At 68.1% G+C, this 21752-nt stretch carries 12 protein-coding genes and 1 tRNA gene; 9 read left to right on the top strand and 4 right to left on the bottom strand.

Annotated features, from left to right (window positions below; translation table 11 throughout):
* Positions 1–318: 318 nt before the first annotated feature.
* The 7 genes from treS (at position 319) to ABNQ39_RS22260 (ending at position 15071) form a co-directional block, all read left to right on the top strand.
* The gene (gene treS, locus ABNQ39_RS22290) at positions 319–3669 is read left to right on the top strand and encodes a maltose alpha-D-glucosyltransferase (protein WP_376960635.1); all 3351 of its coding nucleotides are present in this window, start codon (positions 319–321) and stop codon (positions 3667–3669) included.
* 182 nt (positions 3670–3851) lie between these two features.
* Complete coding sequence (glgB, locus tag ABNQ39_RS22285) at positions 3852–6140, top strand: 1,4-alpha-glucan branching protein GlgB (RefSeq protein ID WP_376960633.1); 2289 nt, start codon at positions 3852–3854, stop codon at positions 6138–6140.
* A 554-nt stretch (positions 6141–6694) separates the two neighbouring features.
* Positions 6695–8833: a glycogen debranching protein GlgX gene (gene glgX / locus ABNQ39_RS22280; protein ID WP_376960631.1), complete on the top strand. Its 2139-nt coding sequence runs from the start codon at positions 6695–6697 to the stop codon at positions 8831–8833.
* 154 nt (positions 8834–8987) lie between these two features.
* Positions 8988–10073, top strand: coding sequence for a response regulator (locus tag ABNQ39_RS22275; protein WP_376960629.1), 1086 nt, complete (start codon positions 8988–8990; stop codon positions 10071–10073).
* A 121-nt stretch (positions 10074–10194) separates the two neighbouring features.
* Positions 10195–12384 carry a 4-alpha-glucanotransferase gene (gene malQ / locus ABNQ39_RS22270; protein WP_376960627.1) on the top strand — a complete coding sequence of 730 codons (2190 nt, stop codon included), beginning with the start codon at positions 10195–10197 and terminating at the stop codon, positions 12382–12384.
* Positions 12385–12540: 156 nt separating this feature from the next.
* Positions 12541–12614, top strand: a tRNA-Gln gene (locus ABNQ39_RS22265).
* A 132-nt stretch (positions 12615–12746) separates the two neighbouring features.
* Positions 12747–15071, top strand: a complete 2325-nt coding sequence (locus tag ABNQ39_RS22260) for a tyrosine-type recombinase/integrase (protein WP_376960625.1) — start codon at positions 12747–12749, stop codon at positions 15069–15071.
* 128 nt (positions 15072–15199) lie between these two features.
* On the opposite strand, the gene ABNQ39_RS22255 is transcribed toward ABNQ39_RS22260, so the two are convergent.
* The 4 genes from ABNQ39_RS22255 to ABNQ39_RS22240 form a co-directional block, all read right to left on the bottom strand.
* The gene (locus ABNQ39_RS22255) at positions 15200–17395 is read right to left on the bottom strand and encodes a hypothetical protein (RefSeq protein ID WP_376960623.1); all 2196 of its coding nucleotides are present in this window, start codon (positions 17393–17395) and stop codon (positions 15200–15202) included.
* Positions 17392–17820 carry a plasmid mobilization protein gene (locus ABNQ39_RS22250; RefSeq protein WP_376960621.1) on the bottom strand — a complete coding sequence of 143 codons (429 nt, stop codon included), beginning with the start codon at positions 17818–17820 and terminating at the stop codon, positions 17392–17394. Before ABNQ39_RS22250 ends, ABNQ39_RS22255 begins: the two co-directional genes overlap by 4 nt.
* A gap of 275 nt (positions 17821–18095) precedes the next feature.
* Positions 18096–19196 carry a DNA-binding protein gene (locus ABNQ39_RS22245; RefSeq protein WP_376960619.1) on the bottom strand — a complete coding sequence of 367 codons (1101 nt, stop codon included), beginning with the start codon at positions 19194–19196 and terminating at the stop codon, positions 18096–18098.
* Positions 19197–19437: 241 nt separating this feature from the next.
* Positions 19438–20226 carry a hypothetical protein gene (locus ABNQ39_RS22240; protein WP_376960617.1) on the bottom strand — a complete coding sequence of 263 codons (789 nt, stop codon included), beginning with the start codon at positions 20224–20226 and terminating at the stop codon, positions 19438–19440.
* Between the two features lie 282 nt (positions 20227–20508).
* Here ABNQ39_RS22240 and ABNQ39_RS22235 point away from each other — a divergent pair, with 282 nt between their 5' ends.
* Positions 20509–21051 (top strand): hypothetical protein, encoded by a 543-nt coding sequence (locus tag ABNQ39_RS22235; protein WP_376960615.1) that lies wholly within the window; start codon positions 20509–20511, stop codon positions 21049–21051.
* 29 nt (positions 21052–21080) lie between these two features.
* Positions 21081–21380 carry a hypothetical protein gene (locus ABNQ39_RS22230; protein ID WP_376960613.1) on the top strand — a complete coding sequence of 100 codons (300 nt, stop codon included), beginning with the start codon at positions 21081–21083 and terminating at the stop codon, positions 21378–21380.
* Positions 21381–21752 lie beyond the last annotated feature (372 nt).

Raw genomic sequence — 21752 nt, 5'->3', positions numbered from 1 at the left:
CCTCCACTGGCAGGCGCGGCGAAAGAACCCAACTTGACTTCCCGTGTACGATATGGGTCCAGAGCGGTACGTACGACTGGGCCGCCGGCCCGACCCTTCGGGGGCACTCCCTGTCCACTCCGGAGTGCCGCGCATTCGAACGGAGCCCCCGGCACCCTCGCTGAAGGGTGTACGCCTTGATTTCCGCCATCCCGCCTATCCGGAAGTCAGGGGTTGCCGGACGGTCGTTGGGGTGAAACCTTCGACCCTCTGGCTTGTTTCCGTCCCGTGTTCCCGCGACACGTGTTCCGTCAATCGCTTCTCGAAAGTGCTGGACTCATGATCGATCGGCAGGACCGGCTCTGGTACAAGGACGCCGTCATTTATCAGCTGCACATCAAGGCGTTCTTCGACGCCGACAATGATGGCATCGGCGATTTCGCCGGCTTGACCCAGAAGCTGGACTACATCCAGGAGCTGGGTGTGACGGCGGTGTGGCTTCTGCCGTTCTATCCGTCGCCGCTGCGCGACGACGGCTATGACATCGCCGACTACACCTCGGTCAACCCGACCTACGGGAACCTGGATGACTTCCGGCGCTTCATGGAGGAGTGCCGCAAGCGCGGTCTGCGGGTCATCACCGAGCTGGTGATCAACCACACCTCCGACCAGCACCCCTGGTTCCAGCGCGCGCGGGAGGCGCCTCCGGGCTCCAACCAACGCGACTATTATGTCTGGTCCGACAGCGACCAGAAGTACCAGGGCACGCGGATCATCTTCTGCGACACGGAGAAGTCCAACTGGACCTGGGATCCGGTCGCCAACGCCTATTACTGGCACCGTTTCTATTCGCACCAGCCCGACCTGAACTTCGACAATCCCGAGGTTCTGGAGGAGGTGTTGAAGGTGATGCGCTTCTGGCTGGACATGGGGGTGGACGGGCTCAGACTCGACGCCATTCCCTACCTGAAGGAGCGCGAGGGCACCAACAACGAGAACCTGCCGGAGACGCACGACGTCCTGAAGGCGATCCGCGCCGCGCTCGACGCCGAGTACCCCGACCGCATGCTGCTGGCCGAGGCCAACCAGTGGCCGGAGGACGTGCTGCCCTATTTCGGCGATCCGGAGAAGGGCGGCGACGAATGCCACATGTCCTTCCACTTCCCGCTGATGCCGCGCATCTACATGGCGGTGGCGATGGAGGACCGGCATCCCATCGCCGATATCATGCGCCAGACGCCCGACATCCCTGCCGACTGCCAGTGGGCCATCTTCCTGCGCAACCATGATGAGTTGACGCTGGAGATGGTCACCGACACCGAGCGCGACTATCTCTGGAACTTCTACGCCGCCGACCGGCGCATGCGGATCAACCTCGGCATCCGCCGCCGCCTCGCCCCGCTGCTGGAGAACGACCGCCGCAAGATCGAACTGCTGAACAGCCTGCTGATGTCGATGCCCGGCACGCCGGTGCTCTATTACGGCGACGAGATCGGCATGGGTGACAACATCTATCTCGGCGACCGCGACGGCGTGCGCACGCCGATGCAATGGTCCATCGACCGCAACGGCGGCTTCTCGCGCGCCGACCCGGCGCGGCTCTATCTGCCGGCGGTGCTCGACCCGATCTACGGCTTCATGGCCGTCAATGTCGAGGCGCAGTCCCGCAACCCCTCCTCGCTGCTGAACTGGATGAAGCGGCTGGTGGCGGTGCGCAAGCAGCGCCAAAGCTTCGGCCGCGGCAGCTTCTCGCTGCTCTATCCCGGCAACCGCAAGGTTCTGGCCTATATCCGCTCGCTTGAGACCGAGAACGGGTCGGAGATCGCGCTGTGCGTCGCCAACCTGTCGCGCTCGGCCCAGGCGGTTGAACTCGACCTGAAGAACTGGAAGGGCCGTATCCCGGTCGAGTTGCTGGGCCGCACCGTCTTCCCGCCCATCGGCGACCTTCCCTATCTGCTGACCCTGCCGGCCTACGGCTTCTACTGGTTCGCCCTGACCGCCGAGGCGGAGCTGCCGACCTGGCACGAGACCCCGCCGGAACCGGTGCCCGACCTGCTGACCGTCGTCGTCCGCGACGGCTGGCACAGCCTGACCAGCGGCAAGGCGGCGGACGAGCTGGGCCGCGATGTCCTGCAGGGCTTCCTGCCGCAGCAGCGCTGGTTCTCGGCCAAGGACCGCCGCATCACCCGCTCGCACGTGACGCTCGCCGCCCAGCTTCCGGGGCCGGGCGACGGCTTCATGCTGGTCCGGACCCAAGTCGGCTTGAGTGGTGTCGGGCTGGACGGCGACGCCGCCGACCAGAGTTATTTCCTGCCGATGGCGATGAGCTGGGAGGACGGGGCCGGCGGCACCGGCTGGCCGCTGCTGCCCTACACGCTGGCCAAGGTGCGGCGCGGTCCGCGGACCGGCGCCATCTATGACGCCGTGCAGGCCGACGGCTTCGCCCTGGCGCTGATCGAGGCGCTGCGGCGCGGCGACACGCTGAAGGCCACCGCCGGCGAGGACAGCATCCGCTTCACCGCGACCGAGGCGCTGACCGCCATCGAGCTGTCGCCGGAGGCCGAGGTGCGGCGCCTGGGCGTCGAGCAGAGCAACACCTCCGTCCTGGTCGACAGCCAGATCGTGCTGAAGGTGCTGCGCCGTCTGGTGGAGGGCGAGCACCCCGAGGTCGAGATGGGCCGCTTCCTGACCGAGGTCGGCTTCGCCAACACCCCGGCTCTGCTGGGCACGGTGGAGCAGGTCGCCGCCGACGGCACGCCGACGGCGCTGGCGGTGGCGCAGGCTTTCGTCCGCAACCAAGGCGACGGCTGGGCCAGCACGGTGGAGGAGCTGGAGCGCCAGCTGGAGGACATCCGCCTGGGCGTCGCCGGCAGCACCGAGGACGCCGCCGAATCGGGCGAGCCTTTCGGCATGCATCTGGTGATGATGACCACTCTGGGGCAGCGCACCGCCGAACTGCACCGGGCGCTGGCGCAGAGCACCGGCAAGCCGGCCTTCGAGCCGGAGCCGATCACCTCCGGCGACCTTTCGCTTTGGGCCGATGCCGTCCGCACCCAGGCCGAGGCCGCCTTCGCCGCCCTGCCGGGGACGCTCGACCGCCTGTCGGCCGAGGTGCGGACCGACGCCGAACAGCTGCTGGCCCGCCGGGGCGAGGCGATGGAGCGCATTTCGGCGCTGGCGTCGATGCCGGCCGGCGGCGTCAAAACCCGCATCCACGGCGACTATCACCTGGGGCAGGTGGTGCGGGCGCAGAACGACTGGTACATCCTCGACTTCGAAGGGGAGCCGGCCAAGACGCTGGAGGAACGCCGCGCCAAGTCCAGCCCGCTGCGCGACGTGGCGGGCATGCTGCGCTCCTTCAACTATGCGGCCTGGGCGGCGCTGTTCCGGCTGGACAGCGCCGGCGAGGGTGCCAACAGCGGCGACAGCCCGGCTCTGGCCGCCGCCCGCGACTGGGAACGCCGCAGCGCCTGTTCCTTCCTCGACGGCTACCGCACGGCCATCGAGGGCTGCCCGGCCTGGCCGGAGGCGGAAGAGACCGCGCGCGGCCTTCTGACCCTGTTCCTGCTGGAGAAGGCCTTCTACGAGATCGGCTACGAGGCGGCGAACCGGCCGGGCTGGATCGGCATCCCGGTGAAGGGCGTGCTGGGCCTTCTCGACGATGCCAAGGAGGCGGTCGGGAAGGAATAACCGGACAAATCCGCGGCGGGCATGGTGTGACGAAACCGCCGCGGGTATGTTCACTTCCGGAGACGGCGTTCCGGCGTCGGCCGTCATTCCTGCCTTTGCGGGGATGACGGCGTTGGGACAGGTATGGTCCACGAGACGACAGAGCCTCCACGAAGAAGGGCACTTGGCCAATGGCGAGCGACATGACGACGGACACCCGCAAGGACCAGGCGCAAACCGGCGTCTCCGAAAGCCGCACCCCCGAACAGCGGGCCGCCGACCATCGGGCCGAGGCCCTGCGCGCGGCGGCGGACGCCATTGCGCGGGCCGACCATGGCGATCCCTTCGCCGTGCTGGGCATGCAGCAGGAAGCCCCCGGCCGCCCGGTGGAGGTCCGCGCCTTCGTGCCCGGCGCGGGAAAGCTGTGGGTGATCGACAGCGCCACCGGCGAACCGGCCGGCGAGGCCGAACTCATCCACCAGGACGGCTTCTATCTCGCCGTGATGCCCGACCGGACCGAGCGTTTCCGCTACCGCCTGCGCGCCCAGTACCCGCTGGCGACCCAGGAGTTCGAGGACGTCTATCGCTTCGGCAACATGCTGGGCGAGCTGGACGTCCATCTGCTGGCTGAAGGCACCCATCTGCGCAATTACGAGAAGCTGGGCGCCCACCCGCGCGAGGTCGATGGCGTGGCCGGCGTGGCCTTCGCCGTCTGGGCGCCGAGCGCCCGCAGCGTCAGCGTCGTCGGCGATTTCAACAATTGGGACGGCCGCCGGATGCCGATGCGCCGGCGCGTCGAGGTCGGCGTCTGGGAGATCTTCGTTCCCGGTGCCCATGCCGGCCAGCGCTACAAGTTCGAGATCCGCGGACCTAACGGCAACCTGATGCCGGCCAAGGCCGACCCCTACGCCTTCCAGGCGGAGATGCGCCCAGCGACCGCCTCGGTCGTCCACGGCCTGTCGTCCTACGACTGGCGCGACCAGGACTGGCAGAGCCGCAAGCTGGCCGCCTCCGAGCGCACCGCGCCGATCTCGATCTACGAGGTCCATCTCGGATCCTGGGCGCGGGTGCCGGAGGAGGACAACCGCTTCCTGACCTATCAGGAACTGGCGGAGCGGCTGATCCCCTACGCCAAGGACATGGGCTTCACCCACATCGAGCTTCTGCCGATCACCGAGCATCCGTTCGACGGTTCCTGGGGCTACCAGCCCATCGGCCTCTATGCGCCGACCGCCCGCCACGGCTCGCCGGAGGATTTCAAGGACTTCGTCAACGCCTGCCACCGTGCCGGCCTCGGCGTGCTGCTCGACTGGGTGCCCGGCCATTTCCCGACCGACCCGCACGGGCTGGGCGATTTCGACGGCACGCATCTTTACGAACATGCCGACCCGCGCCAGGGCTTCCATCAGGACTGGAACACCCTGATCTACAATTTCGGCCGGACGGAGGTGCAGAACTTCCTGCTGGGCAACGCGCTGTTCTGGCTCGACCAGTACAAGCTGGACGGGCTGCGCGTCGATGCCGTCGCCTCTATGCTCTATCTCGACTACAGCCGCAAGGAGGGGGAGTGGGTCCCCAACAAGTTCGGCGGACGCGAGAACCTCGAATCCATCGCCTTCCTGAAGCGGATGAACGAGCTGGTCTACGGCCAGCAGCCGGGCGCCATGACGGTGGCGGAGGAATCCACCTCCTGGCCGATGGTTTCGAAGCCCACATATCTCGGCGGTCTCGGCTTCGGCTACAAATGGAACATGGGGTGGATGCACGACACGCTGCACTACATGCAGAGCGACCCGATCCACCGCCGCTACCATCACCACGAGATGACCTTCGGGCTGATCTACCAGTTCTCGGAAAACTTCGTGCTGCCGCTCAGCCATGACGAGGTGGTCCATGGCAAGGGCTCGCTGATCAACAAGATGCCGGGCGACGACTGGCAGAAATTCGCCAACCTGCGCGCCTATTACGGCTTCATGTTCGCCCATCCCGGCAAGAAGCTGCTGTTCATGGGCGGCGAGTTCGCCCAGTGGCAGGAGTGGAGCGAGGCCCGGAGCCTGGACTGGCACCTGCTGGACCAGCCGATGCACCGCGGCATGCGCGACCTCGTGCGCGACCTGAACGGCCTCTACCGCGAGCTGGAGCCGCTGCACAAGACCGACTGCGACCCGTCCGGTTTCGAGTGGATCGAATCGAACGACAACGAGAACTCTGTCTTCACCTTCCTGCGCAAGGCCGACGAGTCCGGGCACATCGTCATCGCCGTCTGCAACTTCACGCCCGTCCCGCGCCAGGGCTACCGCGTCGGCGTCCCGCTTCCCGGCCGCTATATTGAGCGGATGAACACCGACGCCGTGACGTACGGCGGCAGCGGCGTCGGCAACCCCGGCGGCGGCGTCTATGCCGAGGAAATCCCCTGGCATGGCCGCACCCACTCGTTGGACCTGACCATCCCGCCACTGGGCACGCTGATCCTGGAACGGAAGGCGGAGTAGCGCCGCCTGCTAACTCGCACCCGCCCAACCCGACCCCATCCCTTCTCCCCCCTGGGGAGAAGGTTAGGATGAGGGGGTGCCGAAGGCACGCCTACGCCAGGGGATTGCCAAGGGGCAGCATGCCCCTTGGCGACGCGCGATCCGCGCGCCGGCCCTCTCACCCTCTCCACGCCCGAGGCGTGAGGAGGGTGAGGGGCCAACCGCCGCGACCACCAGCCTGACCTCGCTGCCCTGTCCACTTTGCCAACCTCCCTTGACGCCGCCGGGGGGAGGCTTTCTTATTGGATCCCTTGTGTCTTTTCGGGGAACCGGTGAGGCGTGCGCTGGCTGATGGTCGACAGGAACCCCGTTCCCTCCTTTGATGACGCGATGCGGACCCGGCGGGAAAACCGCAAGGTGCGGTGCTGCCGAGGGTGTGGAACACTGGAACAGCGCCCGAAAACTGTTTCATCCTGTTCCAAACGTTCCATCCGCCAGCCTCCCGACCGGCGATCTGCCGGACCGGCGGCGCCGATAATCATCTCCAAGAAATCCACCACACAGGCCGACCGCTGATGCCCTCCACTCCCGCCCGCACCCCGGTCTGGCCCGGCAAGCCCACTCCGCTCGGCGCCACCTGGGACGGGTTCGGCGTCAATTTCGCGATCTTCTCCGCCCATGCCGAGCGGGTGGAGCTTTGCCTGTTCGACAAGACCGGCCAGCGCGAGGTGGAACGCATCACCCTGCCGGAGCACACCGACGAGGTCTGGCACGGCTACCTGCCCGACGCCCGGCCCGGCCTGCTCTACGGCTACCGCGTCCACGGGGCCTACGAGCCGGAGGAGGGGCACCGCTTCAACCCGAACAAGCTGCTGATCGACCCCTATGCGCGGGCGCTGTTCGGCGGCTTCAAATGGTCGGACGCCCATTACGGCTACCGGGTCGGCTCGACCAAGGAGGACTTATCGTTCGACCGGCGCGACAACGCCCGCGGGATGCCGAAATGCCGGGTGGTGGACGGCGCCTTCACCTGGGGCCATGACCGCCACCGCCGGGTGCCCTGGACCGACACGGTGCTGTACGAGACCCATCTGCGCGGCTTCACCATGCGCCATCCGGATGTGCCCGCCCATCTGCGCGGCACCTTCGCCGGCATGTCGACCCAGAATGTCGTCGAGTATCTGCGGGCGCTCGGCATCACCTCGGTGGAGTTCCTGCCGGTCCAGGCCGTCGCCGACGAGCAGCATCTCGTCACCCGTGGCCTGACCAACTACTGGGGCTACAACACCATCGGCTTCTTCGCGCCGGAGCCGCGCTACATGAACACCGGCGTCCTGTCGGAGTTCAAGACGATGGTCGCCCGCCTGCACGAGGCGGGGATCGAGGTCATCCTCGACGTCGTCTACAACCACACGGCCGAAGGCAATCATCTGGGGCCGACCCTGTCCTTCAAGGGCATCGACAATCTCAGCTATTACCGGCTGATGCCGGACAGCCCGCGCTACTACATCAACGACACCGGCACCGGGAACACGCTGGATTTCAGCCACCCGCGCGTGGTCCAGATGGTGATGGACAGCCTGCGCTACTGGGTGACGGAGATGCATGTCGACGGCTTCCGCTTCGACCTCGCCACCGTGCTGGCGCGGGAGCCCTACGGCTACGATCCCGGTTCGGGCTTCCTCGACGCCGTGCGCCAGGACCCGGTGCTGGCCGACGTCAAGCTGATCGCCGAGCCGTGGGACGTCGGTCCCGGCGGTTATCAGGTCGGCAATTTCCCGCCGGGCTGGGCGGAGTGGAACGACCGCTACCGCGACACCATCAGGCGCTATTGGCGCGGCGACGACGGCATGCTGCCGGAACTGGCCGGCCGCATCGCCGGCTCCGCCGACCTGTTCGAGAAGCGCGGGCGGCGCCCCTGGGCCAGCGTGAACTTCATCACCGCCCATGACGGCTTCACCCTGCACGACCTCGTCTCCTACAACGACAAGCACAACTGGGCGAACGGCGAGGAGAACCGCGACGGCCACTCGTCCAACTGTTCCTGGAACCATGGGGTGGAGGGGCCGACCGACGACCCTGCGGTGACGGGGCTGCGGGCGCGGCAGAAGCGCAACATGCTGGCGACGCTGATGCTGTCGCAGGGCACGCCGATGATGCTGGCCGGCGACGAGCTGGACCACAGCCAGGACGGCAACAACAACGCCTATTGCCAGGACAACGACATCACCTGGCTGGACTGGAGCCGGCGCGACGGGGCGCTGGTGTCCTTCGTCCGCCGGCTGATCGCGCTTCGGCGCGCCCATCCGGTGCTGCGCCGGCCGCTCTTCCTGCATGGGCGGGAGGTGGCGGAAAACGGGCTGAAGGACATTGTCTGGTACAACGCGCAAGGGGTGGAGAAGACGGCGGAGCATTGGCGCAACACCCAGGCGCGCTGCATCGTCCTGCTGCTGAACGGCCGCGCCGGAACCCATGTCGGGCCGGACGGGCAGTCGCTGTCAGACGGCGTCCTGCTGATCGTGCTGAACGCCCATGCCGACACCCTGACCGTGACCCTGCCCGACGTGCCGGGTGGCCGTGGCTGGCGCTGCGTGCTCGACACCCGCATCGACGACGGGGCGGGGGACGAGCGCATCCATCTGGCCGGACGGTCGGCGCTGGTCGACGGGCGGACGGTGCTGGTCTTCACCCTGGTGGAGCAGCCGGGCATGTGAGGAGGCGGGCAGGAGAGGGGCATGCGGTGCCCTGCGATCCTTTGCCCACTGTCCCTCTGCCGGGTGGAGATGCTACCGCGACGGGCGGAGACAACGTGTGTTACGCTGTGCGGTGCGTTTCCGTCACAGCCGCAGCGGAGCTTCGGGTAGGACGATGCCGGATTACGATTTCTCGCAGGTCGACGCCGCGATCATCGACAGCCAGCTCAACACCGCGCGCGTGTTCCGCGACGTGCTGATCCGGCTGGGCTTCCGGCGGGTGGAGCTGTTCGATTCGGTGAAGGCCGCCGCCGGCCTGCTGGGGTCGGTCATGCCCGATCTGGTGCTGGTCGATGCCGACGGCGAGGACTCGGAAGCCTTCCAATTCATCCGGGCCCTGCGCAACGAACCGACGGCGCCCAACCCGTTCGCCTGCGTCATCGTCACCACCTGGGCGCCGACCCCGGCGCTGCTGACCCGCGTCACCAATGCCGGCGGCGACGATCTGCTGATGAAGCCGGTGTCGCCCAAGCAGGTGCGCGACCGCATCGTCAGCCTGATCGAGTCGCGCAAGGGCTTCGTCGTCACCGCCGACTACATCGGGCCCGACCGCCGCAAATCGCCGCGCGAAGGGGCGCAGGTTCCGGTTCTGGACGCTCCCAACACCCTGAGGCTGAAGGCGACCGGCCAATGGACACAGTCCGGCGCCCGCATGCTGCTGAACGAGGCGGTCGCCACCGTCACCACCCAGAAGCGGCTGCGCGCCAGCATCCAGGTCGCCTTCCTGGTGGAATTCGCCCTGGCCGGCCTGGCGCGGCCGGCTCCCGACCGCATGTCCATCGACCATGTCGGCCGCATCGGCGGCTTCCTCGACGATCTGCTGCGCCGGCTGGGCGACGATGGCGACCATGCCCCCGTCGAGGCGGTTGCCCGGGCGATCAAGACGCTGGCCGACAAGGTGCGCGCCGCCGCCGAAGCCGGTCCGGTTGCCGCCGACGACCGCGACCAGTTGCAGGCGCTGTCCCGCGCCCTGATGCAGGCCGTCGATCCCGACCGGGCGCTGGAAGCGATGACGCGCGAAGTGTCGTCTGCCGTCGCCGGATACCGCGGCCGGCTGGAGCAGATCGCCCAGGCCAAGGCCGCGGCGGCGGCGGCGCTGACGGCGTCCACCGCCGCTGCGGCCGACGAGGATGCGAACGAGCCCGTCGCATTGTCCGCTCCGCCGCCGGCTGCCGCCGGCACGGCCCTGTCCGCCGGCTGATGGGAGCCGGCTGATTGGAGAGCGCCGATGGCATAGGCCGCCGTGCGGCATTGACGCCGGCAGTCGCCGCCCCAATCCCTAAGCCCCACCCTTCCTTCCGTACAACCCGCGGGGACCCTGCATGAGTGATCTCGACCGGCTGGCCGATCTGCTTGGACTAGAACCCCACTATCACGACATCTGGGGCAACCGGCGCGAAACCTCCACCGCCACAAAGCGGGCGCTGATCGCCGCCATGGGGTTACAGGCCGCCACGGACGGGGAGGTCGCCGACAGCCTGCGCACGGTCGAACGCCGGTCCTGGAGCCGTCCGCTGCCGCCGGTCCTGGTCAGCGGGGAAGGGCAGGGGATCGGTCTTGAGGTCGCCCTGCCGGCCGGTCTCGACGAGGCCGCGCTGGTGTGGGAGCTGACACCGGAGGGGGGAACCGCCCAGGGCGGCCGCGTCGCGGTCCGCGACCTGCCCGTCACCGACCGCACCTCCCTGGACGGCACGGCCTACGAGCGCCGTGCGCTGGGCGCCCTGCTGCCGGTGTCCCTGCCCATCGGCTATCACCGGCTGGACCTGCATGTGGAGGCCGCCGGCGGGACGGGACCGTCGGGTTCCACCACCCTGATCGTGGCGCCGGAACGCTGCGTGACGGTGGAGGAGATGGTGTCGGCCGGCCGCAGCTGGGGCATCGGCTTGCAGATCTATTCCCTGCGGTCGGAGCATGACTGGGGCATGGGCGATTTCGCCGACCTCGCCGGCTTCGCCGACGTCGCCGGGCGGCTGGGCGCCGGTCTGGTCGGCCTCAACCCCTTGCATGCCCTCTTCCCGGCGGACCCCAACCACATCGGACCTTATTCGCCATCCAGCCGCCAGTTCCTCAACATCCTGTACATCGACCCGGCCACGGTTCCCGAATTCGCCGGCGCCGACGATCTGCAGGCCCGGATCGCGGATCCTGCTTTCCAGACGGCGCTGGTGTCCGCCCGGCAGGCGGAACTGGTCGACTACCCCGCCGTCGCCGCGCTGAAGCTGCCGCTGCTGGAGGCCCTGCACGCCCGCTTCCGCAGCCTCCCCGACGACCATCCGCGCAAGATCGCCTATGCTGCCTTCCGGCAGGACATGGGGGCGGCGCTCGACCGCCATGCCCTGTTCGATGCCCTGCACGAGCATTTCTTCCGTGAGGACTCCGCACAGTGGATGTGGCGGAGCTGGCCGGCCGCCTTCCAGGACCCGCAGAGCGCCGAGGTGGCGGATTTTGCCGCGACGCACGCCGACCGTGTCGGTTTCTTTGCCTGGGCGCAGTTCGAAGCCGACCGCCAGTTGGGCGAGGCTGCGGCACGCGGGCGGGCTTCCGGCCTCGCCATGGGCTTCTACCGCGACCTTGCCGTTGCCGCCCACCCCGGCGGCGGCTCCGCCTGGGCCGATCCGGCGATGCTGGTGCAGGGCGCCAATGTCGGAGCTCCGCCCGACCAGTTCAACATGAACGGCCAGAACTGGGGCTTGGCGCCTTTGTCGCCGCTGGGCCTGCGCGAGTCCGCCTATCGCCCCTTCATCGAGCTTCTGCGCGCCAACATGCGCCATGCCGCTGCGCTCCGCATCGACCATGTGATGGCCTTGCAGCACCTGTTCTGGATTCCGGAGGACGGCAGCCCGGGTGCTTATGTCGCCTATCCTTTCCACGACCTGCTGCGCATCGTGGCGCTGGAGAGCCGGCGCAATCGGTGCGTCGTGATCGGCGAGGATTTGGGCACCGTGCCGGACGGCTTCCGCCCGGCCCTGGAGCAGTCCGGCATTCTCAGCTACCGCGTGCTCTATTTTGAGCGCGCCGCCGACGGCGGCTTCAAGTCCCCCGGTGAGTATCCGGCCGGTTCGATGGCGACGGTCAGCACCCATGATCTGGCACCCTTCAAGGGCTTCTGGACCGGCCGCGACCTCGACTGGCGCAAACGGCTGGGCCTTTATCCCGACGATGCCAGCCGCGACCAGGACCGCTGGGACCGCGGCGTCGACCGCTGGCGCCTGTTGCAGGCCCTGTCGCGGGAGGGGCTGCGCCCGGACAGCTACCCCACGGAGGACGGCGACCAGCCGTTTCGCATCGAGCTGTCCGCCGCTGTCCACGCCTATCTGTCACGCACGCCATCCCGCATCGTGATGGTTCAGATCGAAGATGCGCTGGCCGACGACGAGCAGCCCAACCTTCCCGGCACGGTGGACCAGCACCCCAACTGGCGCCGCCGCCTTCCCCGCAAGCTGGGGGAGTTGGAGGCTGACGAAGACCTTCGCCACATCGTCGCCCCGATGACCGGCATCGTTCCGCGATGACATGAAGGGCCGCCGGCCTGGGGAAAACCGGGCCGGCGGCGGCGGTTGGAAAAAAATGCATCCGGAGCGAAAAAAGCTCTTCACAGCCCGGCACATGGCCGCTATAAACCCGCCCACACCACGGGGCACGGCGAACGAGCCGCCCCGGTGACGGTCTGGGGGATCGTCTAGCGGTAGGACAGCGGACTCTGACTCCGCCAGCCTAGGTTCGAATCCTAGTCCCCCAACCAACTCCCAGTTGTTTCCCTTGTAAATCAAGCACTTAGGGCCGACTGCTCCGGGACCATCCCGGTGAGTCCCCCAACTGTGCCAGCGGCCTGTGCCCTCACGCGCGCGCGGCGCTCCTCAAGACGGAGCCGCCTATGCCGCTTGCCCCTCACCTCTACCGCCGCGGTTCCGTCTATTGGTGGCGCCGGATCCTGCCGGCATGCGGGGCCGCCGCCGATGTGGACGGCACTCTTAAAAATTTTTCGGAAAAATGTGACGATCGGGAGATACGTCTCTCCTTGCGGACAAATATGGCCGACCTCGCACGGCAGCGAGGGCGGCGTCTCAGCGTCGTCGTCGATGCCGTGCTTAGGCTCCTGGGCGAGGTCATGCAGGCCGGCATCATCAACAACAGCGCGCTCCGCGCCCTTCTCAAACCGATCCTGCTCGGCGAGCTGGAACGGGCGGAAGTGGCGCGTGCCCTGGGCGGGGAGCGGGGGCCGGAGGAGATCGCCCGGCGGGTCCAGGCCGAACTCGACGCCGTCGCCACCATCGAGGACGCCGTCCGGCACAACCGGCTCGACGCTGCCCGCGCGGTGCTCGAGCGTGCCGTCACCGTTGGCCTGCCGGTGCCTGCGGCCGAGACGGCCGAGCACAGCTACCTCGCACGGCTGGTGCTGCGCGGGCTTCCCCGCATCCATCGCATCAACGCCGTTCGCGAGCAGATCCCCTACGACGACGACCTCGAGGAACTCATGCCGCCCTTGCCGGCCGGCCTTGGGACGACCGGGATGCCGTCGGGCAACCCGGCTTCCGCAGCGGAGGTTCGCCCCGCCATGGTTGTCACGCCGACGCCTCCGATGCCAGCTACCATGCCTGCGCAGATGGCGATGCAATCCGTTTCGGTCGCCGCCCCCGCGGCATCGGTCGGCATCGTTGAACGCGGCACCAGACCGGTGCCTGATCGGCAGGAGGCGACACCCTCCCTGCATCTCCAGCAGCCCTATCCCGCCGCCGTCGCGCCGGCGCCCGTCCTCGTCACGGCTCGTCCTGCCATGGAGCCGGCGAATTCGCTCGGACCCTCGGCCTCGATCGTCGAGCCGGCCTCCGATGCGGCGGAGACGGTCTCTCACCGGCAGGCACCCATGTCCAACCCGGCAGCGGACTGGACGATCGAGCAGGCTATGGCCGAATGGGTCCGCCACCGCCAGCGTGGTTCGAATGCGGTCAAGTCCGCCTCCTTGTGCAAGGAGGAAGAGCGGAATTACCGCGTCGCCGCAGAACTCTTCGCCAGTCTTGTCGGGGACCGCCGTGTCGTCGACCTGACGGAGGAGGATTTGTTGCGGTTCAGAGATGAGCTGCACCGGGTCCCCAAACTGCTCGGCCGCGGCGTTTTTCGCAACCTGACCGGCGCCGACGCCGCCGCCAAGGCGGACGCGATCACGGCTTCCCAGAAGGCGGCGGTCATGGCGCGTGCGGAGACCGGACAGATCGACCGGCACAATATGGCCCATGAGAAGCGTGATGCCGAGGTGCCGCGCCTGGCCATGAAGACCGTCAACAAGCATCTCGACAAAATCAAGGGCCTGCTCCGCTGGCTCAAGGAGACGATGAAGATGAAGATCAACCGCGACCTGCTCGATCTCAAGATCCGCTACAACAAGAAGGACATCGGACGCGCTGCGAATGCCGATCGGGAGGCCCTCTCGAACGCCGAGGTCCGCAAGCTGTTCGCCAGCGCATGCTGGACCGGCTGCGCGAGGATGGACTACCGTCATCGGTCCGGTCCCCTCATGGTGAAGGACGGCAAGTTCTGGATTCCGCTGCTTGCGGCGCTTGAGGGATTGCGGCTCGGCGAGGCGGCGCAGCTGCTGACTGGCGATATCCATTTGCGCTGCTTCGATGAGGAGGACTTCATCGACTGGGGCGTGGATCTCGACGATCCGTCGGGACCATGGGCCCGCCTGCGGGCGTTCTCGCCCAAGGATGAGGACGGTGTTCCGATCGTCGGCATCTGGTGCATCGACGTGGCTCCTGAGGACGGCAAGAGTGTGAAGACCACCACCTCGAAGCGCATCGTACCGATTCATCCGTTGCTGCTCGAACTCGGTTTTCTCGACTACGTCGACGCACAGAAGCGCGCCGGCAAGCGGGATCTCTTTCCCGGCCTCAAGCCGGAAAAGGCGAACCGTGCCGGTGAGAACCTCGGGGAATGGTTCAGCCGCTACCTCGAGTACATCGGGATGAAGCGGGATCGTGTGTCGTTCCATTCGCTGCGCCACAGCTTCGACACGCACCTGCTCAACCGCGAGATTCCGGATGTCCGCGTGAGCGAGCTGATGGGGCATGCGCAGCAGGGGCAGACCAGGAACCGCTACTACAAGGGCGCAAGGCTGGCGAAGCTGACCGAGGCGATCGCCTCGATCGACTACCGCCTCCCCACGGCCATGGTCAACGGACAGTTGTGCCTGATCAGCTAGCATCCAGGCGCATGGTGCAGCGGTCGGGAACGGCCAGTGAGGCTCCGCAGGGCACCGCACAGGGGTGCAAAGCGTCCCTGGCCGTTCTCAACAAGCTGCTCTAAGGAAGGCCCGACTGGGAGACAGCACTATCCGCCAGTCCGTTGGCGCTCCGGACCCGTTCCAAATCTCAGGCCATCGTTGTGTCTGACTGAGATGGGGCCTTCCGATGTACGGTCTATGACGCGGACGGCGGCTGCGGCCGGCTGATAGACGCGGTCGAGCCAACCCTCATGAGCTTCGCGCGCGTCCGGGTGGTTGCGGCCGATCTCGCGGGCCAGGAATGCCTGGACCGTTTCCGAACTCCTGCCAGCGCCTCTTTCAGACAACCACTTCCGGGCGGCGGCGAGAAGAGCCCGCCATGCCTGGTCCAGCCGACGCCGAAGGGCATCAGTGTCATGACCCGGGAGCCGGCGAGAGTTCCACCAGTCCATCAGGGCGCCGGCATAGGACCTGAGGAGGGTCACGATGCTGTCATCGGGAGCGGGGGACGGGATGTGATCAGACGACGTCTCCGCCGTCGACGTCGTGTGATTCGGTGTCTGCGCCGTCAGTTCGTTGATCAATCGGGTGGTCAGCTTGGTGTTGTGCGCAGCGCGCCGGCAAGCCTCCTCCATCTGCGAGACGGTCGGCAGGTCCGACGACTGGCGGGCGCCGTAGTCCTTGTGCTCCAGCCGGTCAGGCAACCGTGGTGGGGATGGCGGGCGTCGATCACGGCTCAAGGGCCGGAGCCGGTCCATTTGGCCGGCGGCCGGCATGTCGATCGGCATTGGCGGCTTGGTGCCCGCGCGGTTCCCGCTCCGGTCGACAGCCACGGGGGGACCGTCCCGCTCGGGAGCGGGATTCTTCCGCCGATCGGCAATCGGAGATCGTTGAGCGGACGTCTGCGACGGGATCTCCGCTCTGGCTGCTTCCTCTTGGGCCTTCGCCACCTTCCTGCGCCGCGGGGGCGCCGCCCTGACATGATCGATGCCCGGTGGAACGTCGGCGCTTGAGGCGGTTCCGGACCGCACATCCGGCGTGACAGGCGCAACGGCGGCCGTTCCCGTCGCCGTCGGCAATGGAGAGGAAGCTGTAACGGGCCGGGCCGGCTCCATCAACGGACCGTCCACCTCTCCCTCCTCGACGTCCGCGGTGCCGTGGAAGCCGAAGGCGGAGCTTGCCTCTGGAATCGACGCGTCGGCCCCCAGCCGGCAGATGACCGGCATCGGCAGTGCCGGTGCCGATATCACGGGGATCTCGGCGTCGAATTCGCTTGCCCAGTACGCCTCGGCCTCATCCTCCAGTGTCGGCGCCGGCGTGGCGGACGTCTCGAGTTCGGCCGGCGGGACTGCCGGTGCGCCAACGAACGGTTCGGCTTTGTTCGAGCGCAGCCCCTTACCCTGCTGATCGGTTCCTCCATGCCGGCTGCTGCGAAGCTCCTCGACACTCGGAAGCGCATCGATGACGCCCTCGAGGTCGCGGCGCACCCGCGCCGCCGTCCAGGCACCCCGCTCGCCGGTCCCCAGCAGGCGATGAAGCGCCCATGACTCGCCGCCGGTGTCGACGGCGAGCACCGTGTCGCGCCGGTCGCCCCGGGCGAGGGCGAAGCCGGCCTCGGCCAGGGCGGCACGGCGCGCGTGCGGACCGTCAGCGGAGCGCCATGCCGCGGCGACGATCTCTGCGGCGGCGGCCTTGCTGCAGCCGGAGCGGCTTTCCTGCTGCGCTTCGCTCTCCGAGCGTGCAGCGCGCGGACGCCGCCTCATGGTCAGTCCCCGCAGCTGATCGGCCTCTTCGCTGTAGCCGTTCTGCTCGAGATGGGCGACGACCGCCCGATTGTGGGCGCCTTTGGTGACGGGATGGCCGAAGCGCAACTCGCAGAGCCGGGCGACGACCTCGTTGACGCGGTAGGAATGATTGAGCGGGATGGCTCGTCCATCCTGTCTGATCCTCAGGTAGACGCGGTGCCGATGACTTGGGCGTCCCGTCTCACCGGGTTTGGCATGCTCGACCTCGATGTAAGGCTGGCCGATGAGGACATGTTGCGATTCGTACAGGTCCCAGGCTTCCGCCCACTCGCCATCCGACAGGGGGTGGTGCGGCGAAAGGACTGCATGGATGAGGAAATCGCGGGCACGTGTGGGCGATGCACGCCACTGCGCGTCGAACTGGCGCAGGGCGCAACGGACGTCCAGCGCGATGACGCCGCGTCCGCCGACGATACGCACCGCCTCGTTGGTGTCCGTCCGGGTAAGGTGGGCGGCGAGCCAGCCGGAACCGCTGCGCTGGGACGTCTTGACGATCATGATGCGCGTTCCTCCCCGAGGATGGCGGCGACGATCCGCTCGGACAGCCCCTGGACGACGGTCTCGGCCTTGGCGTAGCCGGCGCAGGCGGGGGCGACCGCGCCGGCGTTGGCCCTTGCCGCCAACTGGTTCAGCAGTGTGCGGATGTGCCGGATGTCGCCGAGGAGAGCAGTGAGGACAGGCAGCGCCGATTGGAGTTCGGGCGGCGCGTCGGGGCGGCGCCGCGCGATCGCGGGGATCGTCTGGCCAGCGTCGGTCAGGACGACGGCGCGGGCATACTGCGCCGGCGACCAGCCGCGGGCTTCGCCGCTGCGGGCGACCGCCGCGTATTCGTCCGGCGTCAGTCGATAGGTGAGCTGGCGGGTCCGGACGCGGGTTTCGCTGCCGGATCCGATGGCGGGCGGGCGTCGTGTCGTCTTCGGCATCTGACCTTCCTCGAGAGTCCGGGGAGGTGGGCCTCTCCGTCGGGTGGGTCCATGGGAGGGCTGGCCCTCCCTGGCGGGGTCCACGGGGCGCGGAGCCCCTGGCCGGCTTGCGTGGTTGAGGCTCCCTTGGGAGCGAAAACCGCGCATGGCTGGCCGTCGGCCCCGAGGGGGCCAAGACGATCGGGAGATTGCAGCGGACGGCGTCGGCGCAACGGGGTGAGCGGCGGTTGGGAGGAGAGAAAGAACGGCGACGGCAGTCGCCGCCGTTCAGTGCCTCAGGTGGGGGGGACCGGCGACGTCGGCGGCCTGGGCGATTCCCCGTCAATCGGGGGCGGCGCGGCCAGCACCAGATCAGCGAAGGGCAACGGCTGATCGGCGGATGTCGTTTCCTCACTCGTCGGCGAGTTATCGACGTCTTTCACCACGTGGCCGGCGCCCGTCGCCTTACCGGTGGAGTGTTTCGGCGAACGAGCGCCATTCCGAGAGGGCGCCGACGCCTTCGGCACGGCGGCGTGGGGCGCCACAGTGAGGCGGTCGACGACCTGCTCCAGCGCCTTGGCCCGCCCGATGGCCTCGGCGCCGGCAGCGGCGGCGGCCGACAGCTCGGCGATGCGGAACTCTGAGGCCTGCGCAGCGGCTTCCAACGCAGGAACACGGGCGGCGATCCTGGTCAATTCCTCGCATTTGCGCTCGGCCCGGCCGGCGGCCTCCCGAAGTTCCTCGACGCGGCCCTCAACCGTCCGAAACTCGGCCATCCGCTGCTCGAGGTCGGCCTCCAACGCGGGAACGCGCGCCGCCGCCGCCGTCAGCTCGCGAATGCGGTCGATGGCGCGATCGGCAATGGCGCGCAGGTCGTCGAGATCGTCGGACGTCTCGAGATCGACGGCTACCAGCAGGGTGGTGACGATCTCCTGCAGCGCTTCGACCTCGCTGGCAGCGATGGCGAAGTCCGCTTCGGCCTGTTTCCGGCTTTTCTCCCAGCCCTGCCGCAGCGTCTCAGCCTCGGCTCGCATGGCGGCGACGGCGGCGCCTCGAGCCGACGCTTCCGCCTCGAGGAGCTGCATGGCGCGTTCCCGCTCGGCGGCGATCGTCCTGGTCAGGATGTGGGCGAAGGTCCGGGTCAACCCGTCCGAGGCTTCCCGCCATTCGAGCGGCAGTTCGACCGGCGCATCGTCCGACGGCGGCGCGGACGACGGCACGGAGAGCGTCGCCGACGGCGGAGAGGCGGCGGCGATCTCGTGCAGATGCCGGCAGACCGTCGTCTTCGATCCGCCGGTCCTTTGAAGAACCTGCTCGGCCGTGGGCTCGACCCCTTCGGCTCGGAGCGCATCATAGGCGGCTTGCACCGCCGCACGCGTGGCTTTTGTGGCAGACATGTGATCACCTCCCGTGTTGGTGGCATCGGAGATAGGGGCACCAGAAGGGCGATCCACACGACGGAGGAACCGGTACGGTACGGCCTGGAACGGTACAGGCCGGTATCGTCCGGTATGATCTCGATCCGGTATGGTACGGCGCCGTCTCCCAGGCCATATCGAATTGTGCTGCCCTGGCGTCCTCCGCGACGGAAGGCGCCAGGGCAGGTTGTCACGCTGTTCCCGGTCCCGGCCGAGGTCGTCAGGGGTCGTAGGGGTGCTCGACGCGCGAGAACGGCAGCGAGCGGCAGATGCCCTGCAGCGCCTGTAGGGTTGGACGCTCGAGCTCGAGGCGCAGGCGGTCGAGCTGCGCGTCGGGTACCGCGACGACGAATCCCCCATCCGGCGCCCCGGCGGCCGCTAGAACGTCGTTGAGGCGGACCAGAGCCTTGGTCGCCTTGCCGGCGTTGGTCTCGATCTCGTAGAGCCGGTGGAGCCGGCCACCGCGCAGCACGACGACGTCGACCTGGGCGAGGCTCCGTTCGGCGGCGGCCTGACCGAGCGCCGGCAGGGTCAGCGTCAGCCGGCTTCGCAGGGCGGGGTGCCGGCCACGGTCACCGGGCGGCAGATAGACGGCGTCGCCGAGCAGGAGGTGAACGCTGGCCAGCAGCCCCTGGAGCCGCTCGTGCTGCGAGAGCGGGCGGGGGAGGCCGGCGACCGTTGCCGGCGCTCCGGCCCGCGGCAGCGCGATGGCACGGATGAGGGATCCGGGCTGCACCTCGATGTCGGGATAGGGTCGCTTCCGGGCCTGGGTCAGCAGCTTGGCGCGCAGCTCGTTGGCGATCTGCGCCGTCGCCTTGCCGGCACGGTGCGAGCCGGAGGAGGCGGCCAGCAGTTCGGCGAGGCGGTCGGCATGGAGCCAGGCGCCGAGGACGTGCGGATGGCGCAGCACTGTCAGGGCGTCGTCGGCGAGGGAGCCCGGCCGATGGCGGACAGGGGCGGGCCTGATGGGATCGACGATGGCGGAATCCAACAGGTCGGGATGAAGCATGGCAATCTCCTGCCCCATGATCTGCCGGCCGGCAGGATGCCGGTGGCGGGGCAAGACGGACGGAATGACCGGCCGGTGCCGCTGTTCTGCCGGATCGCCCCCATGGATCGCCACCCCGCCGAGCGGCGGCGGTGCGTCCCAAGGCGGTGCAAGTGGATCAGGAAGTGAATGCGCATTTTTCGGGAACCGCCCCGCCGGCACGATCCCATATGAGCGTCAGACCCTGCTCTTGACCGCGCCGATCCACGGATCGGCCGCTGTCGTCATGACAGGAGGTCCTCCATGCGCGTTGTCTACATTATTCACTCTTCCGCTTCTTCGACGGCCGATCTGCTCGATCGGCACGCCGCCGCGATCGCCGGCGCCCGCATCCTGAGGGACAGCAGCGCCGATCAGGCCGGCCGCGACACCCTGCTGACACTCCTCACAGATGGTGACGAACTTCTCGTTCCAGGTCTCGAGCATCTCGGCGCCACCAGCAGCATGATCCTGGCGTCATTGCGCCGCGCCGTTGAGGTCGGCGCCCGTGTCACCCTGCTGCAGGACGGCATCGACGGCGTCAGCATTCTGCGGGCCGCCGCTCTCCTCCAGGGTCTACCGGACCCCGCCGATGTGCCGTCATTCCACCGGGGCCATCGCCCTTACCGCCGCGCGACGTCCGAGCGTGTCGCCGAGATCCTCGCCCTGTCGGCGAACGGCACGCCGATCCGGGTGATCGCAGAGACGGTCGGGCTATCGTCCGGCACGGTCATGCGTGTCCGGCGCATCCATCGGGTTCTGCCGCATGCATCCTGGCCTTCCGACTGCCTGGGCAGCGCCGACTGAGTCCCACCGTCAGAAGCGAGAGCCGATCCATGCAGCCCAACCGTCACATCCTCATCCACCTCGATGGCCGACGCCCGACACGAACGGTCGCCATATCCCTCGAGCGTTGCGTGGTGATGACCCACCGCTACACGCCCGACGGACTCTACGATTCCAGCGAGGTGATCGACCGCCTGCCGACTCCGGCCGAAGCGCGTGAGGCGCTGTGCCTGGCGCATCTGAGTGACCGCTTCGCCGGGTTGTCGCGGGACGATCGGGCGAACGTCCTCTGGCGGCTCGCCCTTATCGCGGTGGGAGATGCACCGCCGAGTGAGCATCGCACCTGGTAAGGCTGTCGGCGTAGCGGGATCGGGGATGCCGTGCAGCCGGTCAGCTGGGAGTGGGCTTCGGGATCGGCCCCCATTCCCTATGGTCCCTCTCCGTCCAGGCGACGGCCGTTGGTGTAAGGCGATGCCGGCGGTCACTCCATTCAGGGTAACAACCCGGCAATCACCGAGCGCGCCGATCCAATACGCCCTGTCCTGTCACCGGGGGATCACCGGCCCTTGTCGATGGCCGGAAATTCCTCGTGGCGGTTGTCGTAGGTGACGCCGGCGAGCAGATCATCCAGGGTGTAAGACTTGATCGTGCTCGAGGGCACAGCGACCGTACCGTAGGCCCGGACCGCGCCGGTTCGGCGCGGTGCCGGTGAAGGCGATGCC

It is taken from the genome of Azospirillum sp. A26, from assembly GCF_042604635.1.
In the GTDB taxonomy this organism is placed as follows: domain Bacteria; phylum Pseudomonadota; class Alphaproteobacteria; order Azospirillales; family Azospirillaceae; genus Azospirillum; species Azospirillum palustre.
The sequence above is the reverse complement of the archived record's forward strand: the minus strand, read 5'-3'. Positions and strand labels throughout refer to the sequence as shown.